Consider the following 6,252-nt stretch of genomic DNA (forward strand, 5'->3'; position numbering starts at 1 on the left):
GCAGCTTGTGCTACGCGGTCTTCGCTGCTCGCAGCGAGTAGACCTGAGGAATGCCTTTCCCCGCGGGGAGACGGAAGTGGCTGTGGTCGTGCTCGTGCAGGAACTCGATGCGGAGGCCGGCGGCAGTCAGGGCGCTGACCACGTCGCCGATACCATGACGCCACTCGACGGTCACGGTCGCAGCCATGGGCGCGCTGGCGTCGGCGTAGGTGCCGGGAGCGTCCACCACGATCGGGTCGCGGTGGAAGTAGTCGTTCTCCACGGTGGCGCCGTCGTCGCCGAGCAAGTCGGCGACCGGGTGGTATTCGGCCAGGTAGAGGAAGCCCCCTTCGGCGACCAGCGCGGCAGCGGTCCGTGCCCAGCGGGCGATGTCCCCAAGCCAGCACAGCGCCCCGAAGCCGGTGTAGACGATGTCGAAGCGCTGCCCGCCAAGGGCCTGGACAGCGTCGTACACATCCGCGGTGACGAAGCGGGCGGTGGTGGCGTCGACCTGCGCGGCCAGGCCGTTGGCGGCTTTTACGGCGACTGCGGAGAAGTCCAGGCCGGTGACGGTGGCACCGCGCCGGGACCAGGACAGGGTGTCCAGCCCGATGTGGCACTGCAGGTGGAGCAGAGTCTTACCAGCGACGTCACCGACCTCGGAGAGTTCGAAGTCCCGGAGCGTGTTCCTGCCCGCAACGAAGGCGGGAAGGTCGTAGAAGGAGCCAGCCGTGTGGATGGGAACGCGTTCATCCCAGTTGGCGAGGTTGGCCGCGCGCCAGTCGGCGGCGCCTGGGGTCGTCGTCATGCCGGGCAACGCTAGTCAGGCCCACGGACGCCGATCAATCCATTTCTGCACTCCGGGTGCGCCGTTCTCCCTCGCTCAAGATCCCATAGCGGACAAGGCCCGCGGTGTACTTGTCCACCTCCGGCGCCGGCAGCCGGCCCCACTGCCGGTATCGGCGCGGCTTGTGCGCCAGCTCGTGCGCGTCGTCGGTGCGGCGGCCGGTCTCCACAACAGCATCGGCACCCCGGCCGAAACCCTCCGTCGTGCACAGCCGGAAGCGGGCAGAATTCTCTCTTCCCCCGTTGTCTTCGGCGCGGTCCTGCAAGAGGACCGCTGGTCTCCGGGCCCGGCATGGCTGGTCCTCCCTGTCGAACGCCTGACCTGCGGGGCGGTGTCACCGGGCCCGAAGGGCGCCGTCGGAGACGCTGACGCTGACGAGAGGTCTGACTGCCGCTTCACCCTGTTCGACCAGGACCTGGCATCCGAGGCCACCTGCGCCTCCAACCGGATCCGCGGCCTGCTCGGTGGTCGCGGCGGGACACCCTGCTTCCCCCGAAGGACGCCCCCATGAGTTCGCCGCAGGCTATCGAAGTCCCTGACGCCCTGGTCGCGTCGTACACGAGGAACGGTGGCGAAGAGGAACGGACCTGGACCGCCCGGCTGCCCGCGCTGGTGACGGAGTTGCTCGACCGATGGGAGTCGGAGCCCGACGGCGGCATCGGGGCAGGCGAGGCCTCACTGGTGGTGCCGGTGCGCCGCGCGGACGACACCCGCGCCGCGCTCAAACTCCAGATGCCCCGCGAGGAGACGACCGCCGCGCTGATCGGGCTGCGGGCATGGAACGGCGACGGCATCGTGCGGCTGCTCGACCACGACTCGCCGAGCGGCGCCATGCTGCTGGAACGCCTGGACGGCTCACGCATGGCCTGGACGACGACGTACTTGACCCCGTGATCGTCACCGGCTTCCACGCCAGCCGCACCCACAAGCCCACTCCCGGCCAGAAGGAAGCCAACCGCGTACTCGCCATCGGACACCGGTCGAGCACGGCTTCGCCCACCTGAAGAACTGGCGGATCCGCGCAAAAGCCCCACATCGACCCCGCTCGGACGTGCTGGGAGGCGAACCTGGTCAAGGCACCTCAGAGGACTCAGAAGTCAAGTGGCCCCTCGGCGGAGTCGGCTGGTGAGCCATGAGCTGGGAAAGGACGAGGCGTGTTTTCGTCGCCGGGCGAAAGACACGCACGGGGTACGCCTGCTGCTGCCAGGGTGTGCTCATGAATACGACACCGGACGGACGGCCGATTCCTCCCGCGCACGCCGACGAGCGGACCATGTTGGAAGCGTGGTTGGACTTCCACCGTGCGACGCTCACCCTGAAGTGCTCGGGCCTCGCAGATGGCCAGGTACGGCTTGCTGTGGCGTCACCCTCGTCGATGACGCTGCTCGGACTCGTGCAGCACATGGCTGAAGTGGAGCGCAACTGGTTCCAACGTGTTTTTGCAGGTCAAGACGTGTCGCCTGTCTTCGGGGAGAGCAACCACGACGGCTTTGCCCTTCGGCCTGAACGAGGGCTCGACGTGGCGGTGGCCGCATGGCAGGCGGAGGTCGCTCGCGGCCGTGAGTTGATCGCTGACGCATCGCTGGACGACTCCGGCCACCTGTCCGAACTGGAAGCGGGTCACGTCGGCGATCAGGGAGTCTCCCTGCGCTGGATCATGGTGCACATGATCGAGGAATACGCACGTCACAACGGGCATGCCGACCTCATCCGCGAGCAGATCGACGGATCTACCGGCACGTGAGACGTGCTCGCGCGGTGAGGAGGTGACCAGAACCTCTGGCCGACTCCAGGTCACGCGGCAGCGTGGAGCGGTGGCGGCAGTCGGTCACCTCGGGGTCTGAGAGCGTGCGGGGTGAATCTGGTGGAGCCCCAGCGGTGCTGGAGGCGGCAGGGGTTCGGCGTGATCGCCGGGGCGCATGGACTGAAGGAAGTAGGCGACCAGACGCCGCGATGCGGCTACGGCACTCTCCTGGGGCTGTCCGGCGAAGGAGCCGTTGGCCAGGAGCAGGAGGGCGATGTCGGAGAGGTCGAAGTCGGAGCGCAGTTGTCCAGTGTCCTTGGCGCGTTGTACGAGCCTGCTCAGGCCGATGTGGGCGCGGGTGTGCTCACGCTCGTAGTCGAGGGCGTGGGGGAACTGGGCCAGGAACGCTCCGGCGAAACCCCGGTCGGCGGCCTGCATGGTGCACACCTTCTCCAGGAGCAGGCACAGCCCGTGCCAGGGGTCGGGATCTCGCAGGGCGTCGTCGAGGGCGCCCGCGCACAGGGCGAGCTGGTCGGTGAAGGCGGCCGTGACGAGCGCGGCACGGGTGGGAAAGCGCCGGTAGAGGGTGGCGACACCCACTCCGGCGCGGCGGGCGACAGCGCTCAGGGGGGCGTCGATGCCCTGGTGGGCGAACGTCTCGCGGGCGGCTTCGAGGATGCGTTCGCGGTTGTGCCGAGCGTCGGCGCGCAGCCCGGCGGCTTCCGGAGCGGGTTCACAGGCACCGGCAGGTGGCGGCCGGTGCGCGTTGTGAGATGGCTGAGCAGGCATTTCTCTCACTTCGTCATAAGTGGAAGAGGGTGTCCAGTTACGGGGTTAGCGTAAATCCACCGGCGGAGGCAATCGCCCCGCTCGCACCCGTCGACGCGAAGCAGGACGAGATCATGAGTGAGATGCGCGCAGCGCTCTTCGACCGCTACGGGCCCCCAGAGGTCCTTTACGTGGGCAGCATGCCCATTCCGACCGTCCAGCCCGAGGAGGTGCTGGTACGGGTCCACGCCGTCAGCGTCAACGGTGGTGAGCTGCCTGGGCGGGCCGGGAAACTGCGTCTGGTGACGGGCCGCGCCTTCCCCAAGGTGACCGGCATCGACTTCGCCGGAGAGGTCGCCGAGACCGGGTCGTCGGTGACCGGCGTGCGGGTGGGAGACCGGGTGTGGGGCCTGCTGGGCCGCGAGTCCGGCAGCATGGCGGAGTACGTTGCCGTCCGGCCCCGGCAGATCGCCCCCGCCCCCGACAATCTCAGTTTCGTGCAGGCCGTCTCCCTGCTGGCGGGTGGGACGACATCGGTGACCGCACTGCGCGACAAGGCCGCCCTCAAGCCCGGCGAGCGTCTGCTGGTCCGCGGTGCCGCCGGCGGCGTGGGCAGCGTCGCTGTGCAGATCGGCAAACTCTTCGGCGCCCATGTCACCGCGCTGGCCGGCGCCAGGAATCTCGGCTTCGTCCGCGGCCTGGGCGCGGACGAAGCCTTGGACCACCGGACAACCCACCCCTCCCGGCTGGGCAGCTTCGATGTCATCGTCGACACCGCCGGAACGCGGCAGCACGTCTTCCGCCGCCTGCTGGCCCCCGGCGGGCGCATGGTCGCGGTCACCATCGACACCAGCGCGCCTTTCACCAGTCTCGCCCGCATCCTCGCCTCGACCGTCCACGGCACGGGACGCATCCGGGCCTTCAGCGGCAACCCCGGCACCGAACTGCTCACCGAAGTCTCCCGGCACGCCCAGAACGGCGACATCGTGCCGGTCGTCGACACCGTCCATCCTCTTGAAGAGATCGCCGGAGCCCATCGAGCCCTGGAAGCCGGCGGGGTGCGCGGCAAGCACGTCATTCGGATCGTGTGAAACCGGGGAGCACCGCGGACTGACTCCCGTCGGCGTGCACTGGAGACGCGTTACGGCCTCTCCGTCGACCAGGCCGACACCCCCACCCAGTACGCCTTCTCCACCTGCCCCGACACACCCCTCGCCTGATCCGGCCCCGCCACCCGCTCCTCCTGTCCCGCGAGCGGATGCCGTCATGTGCGACGGCAGGCAGGGACTGGCCGACCGGTGCCTGCGACGGCGTCGGCCAAGGGCGTGGGACGCCCAGGGCTGTGCCCCGGTAGACGCGGTCAAGGAGCCGGACGCCGACACCGCGACGCCGACGCGCACGAGCCTGAGCGCGGCTTGCTTTCAAGCGCGCTCGAAGCTTTAGTGTCGGGGCCATGACCACGACGAACGAGACGAAGACATGGATCATCACGGGCGCGAGTTCGGGACTCGGCCTGGCGCTCGCCGAGGCGGCACTCGCGGCCGGCGAGCTTGTGATCGGGACCGCGCGACGGGTCGACCGGTTCGACGGGCTCAAGGCGCGGTACGGGGACCGGCTCCTCGCCGTTGAGCACGATGTACGCGACACAGCGGGAGCGGCCGCGGTCGTACAGCGGGCGCTGGAGGTGTTCGGGCGCATCGACGTGCTCGTCAACAATGCCGGCGCCGGACAGGTCGGCGCCGCCGAAGAGATCACGGATGCCGCGCTGCGGGCCATGCTCGAGCAGCACCTGTTCGGCCCGGCCGCCTATGTGCGTGCCGTGCTGCCCCACCTGCGGGAGCGTCGCTCGGGTGCGATCGTGCAGATGAGCAGCCAGGGCGGGCGGATGTCGTTCCCCGCCGTCGGCAGCTACTCAGCCGGCAAGTTCGCGCTCGAGGGCTGGTCGGAGGCGCTCGCGGGCGAGGTCGCACCGTTCGGCATCCGCGTCCTCATCGTCGAGCCCAGTCGCTTCCGCACCGCGTTCAACGCCGCCGACGTGCTCAACACAGCGCAGCAGAACTCGATCTACGACGAGACTATCGGTGCCGTGCGCGCAAACATGGCCGAGGCCGACGGCGTCCAGGAGGGCGACCCGGCACGCGCCGCCCAGGTGATCCGCGACATGCTCGACACCCCCGACGCGCCGCTCCGGATCCCGCTCGGTGCCGAGGCGGTTCGCAACCTCACGCGTGTCTACCGGGGTGCGCTCGAAGACGTCGAGAAATGGGCGTCTGTGAGCGAGTCGGCAGACTTTCCAGGCATGCCGCCCGCGGTGCGCGCGTTCTGAACGACGTACGCTGTTGGTCATGGCCACTGAAGCGCTCATCGAACGCATCCTCGCTGCCAGCGACGGGCCGTCCTCGTCGGCAATCGATGCGCTGCACGAGCTGCTCGACGAGGCCACGATCGAGGCCTCGGCGCTGCCCAAGAGTGTCGCCGAGGCCGCCCGGCTTGTCGGCCTGTCGACGCACACCCTCCGGTACTACGAGCAGGAGGGACTCGTGCGGCCCGCTCGCAACGCCACCGGGTACCGCAAGTACTCCGCGTGCGACCTGCGCCGCCTCGTCTTCCTCACCCGGATGCGCCTGTCCGGCATGACCATGACCGACCTCAAGCGCTACATCCAGCTCGTCGAGCAGGGCCCGAGCACCATCCCGGAACGCCGCCGCATCATGCTCGACCAGCAGGACCGAATCATGCGGCAGATCCGCGAGCTCGGCCTGGCGCTGGAGACCACCGAGTACAAAATACGCGTCTACGACGGACACCCGGAAGGCTGACGCCCGCCCGCTGTCCAACGGGCCGATGCGAGCGTGTTTCCTAGTAGTGCTTGGTCAGGTCGATTCGCCGGCGGCGTGTCCGTTTGGTCGGGTGC

General features: G+C 69.0%; 6 protein-coding genes and 1 pseudogene. 5 read left to right on the plus strand and 2 right to left on the minus strand.

The window, feature by feature from the left end; genetic code table 11:
* Positions 1-10 precede the first annotated feature (10 nt).
* Positions 11-787 (minus strand): class I SAM-dependent methyltransferase, encoded by a 777-nt coding sequence (locus ACFF45_RS09030; protein ID WP_381344322.1) that lies wholly within the window; start codon positions 785-787, stop codon positions 11-13.
* A 546-nt stretch (positions 788-1,333) separates the two neighbouring features.
* Here ACFF45_RS09030 and ACFF45_RS09035 point away from each other — a divergent pair.
* Both ACFF45_RS09035 and ACFF45_RS09040 read left to right on the plus strand, forming a co-directional pair.
* Positions 1,334-1,687: pseudogene (locus ACFF45_RS09035) on the plus strand (aminoglycoside phosphotransferase family protein); the annotation flags it as partial.
* Positions 1,688-2,042: 355 nt separating this feature from the next.
* Positions 2,043-2,570, plus strand: coding sequence for a DinB family protein (locus ACFF45_RS09040; RefSeq protein WP_381344324.1), 528 nt, complete (start codon positions 2,043-2,045; stop codon positions 2,568-2,570).
* 84 nt (positions 2,571-2,654) lie between these two features.
* Here ACFF45_RS09040 and ACFF45_RS09045 read toward each other — a convergent pair whose 3' ends face one another.
* Positions 2,655-3,359 (minus strand): TetR/AcrR family transcriptional regulator, encoded by a 705-nt coding sequence (locus tag ACFF45_RS09045; protein ID WP_381344326.1) that lies wholly within the window; start codon positions 3,357-3,359, stop codon positions 2,655-2,657.
* Between the two features lie 113 nt (positions 3,360-3,472).
* Here ACFF45_RS09045 and ACFF45_RS09050 point away from each other — a divergent pair, with 113 nt between their 5' ends.
* The 3 genes from ACFF45_RS09050 to ACFF45_RS09060 all read left to right on the plus strand — a co-directional run bounded on the left by ACFF45_RS09050 (position 3,473) and on the right by ACFF45_RS09060 (position 6,157).
* Positions 3,473-4,429: an NAD(P)-dependent alcohol dehydrogenase gene (locus tag ACFF45_RS09050; RefSeq protein WP_381344328.1), complete on the plus strand. Its 957-nt coding sequence runs from the start codon at positions 3,473-3,475 to the stop codon at positions 4,427-4,429.
* Between the two features lie 362 nt (positions 4,430-4,791).
* Entirely contained in the window at positions 4,792-5,664 is an 873-nt protein-coding gene (locus ACFF45_RS09055) for an SDR family NAD(P)-dependent oxidoreductase (RefSeq protein WP_381344331.1), read from the plus strand.
* Positions 5,665-5,683: 19 nt separating this feature from the next.
* Positions 5,684-6,157 carry a MerR family transcriptional regulator gene (locus ACFF45_RS09060; protein WP_381344334.1) on the plus strand — a complete coding sequence of 158 codons (474 nt, stop codon included), beginning with the start codon at positions 5,684-5,686 and terminating at the stop codon, positions 6,155-6,157.
* The last annotated feature ends 95 nt before the right edge of the window (positions 6,158-6,252 follow it).

Origin of the sequence: Streptomyces cinereospinus (assembly GCF_042430725.1) — a bacterium.
GTDB classification, from domain to species: domain Bacteria; phylum Actinomycetota; class Actinomycetes; order Streptomycetales; family Streptomycetaceae; genus Streptomyces; species Streptomyces cinereospinus.

Excerpts from the sequence above, each read along its gene's own strand:
- ACFF45_RS09030 (WP_381344322.1), bottom strand. The coding sequence starts at position 787 with ATGACGACGACCCCAGGCGCCGCCGACTGGCGCGCGGCCAACCTCGCC.
- ACFF45_RS09040 (WP_381344324.1), top strand. The coding sequence starts at position 2,043 with ATGAATACGACACCGGACGGACGGCCGATTCCTCCCGCGCACGCCGAC.
- ACFF45_RS09045 (WP_381344326.1), bottom strand. The coding sequence starts at position 3,359 with ATGCCTGCTCAGCCATCTCACAACGCGCACCGGCCGCCACCTGCCGGT.
- ACFF45_RS09050 (WP_381344328.1), top strand. The coding sequence starts at position 3,473 with ATGAGTGAGATGCGCGCAGCGCTCTTCGACCGCTACGGGCCCCCAGAG.
- ACFF45_RS09055 (WP_381344331.1), top strand. The coding sequence starts at position 4,792 with ATGACCACGACGAACGAGACGAAGACATGGATCATCACGGGCGCGAGT.
- ACFF45_RS09060 (WP_381344334.1), top strand. The coding sequence starts at position 5,684 with ATGGCCACTGAAGCGCTCATCGAACGCATCCTCGCTGCCAGCGACGGG.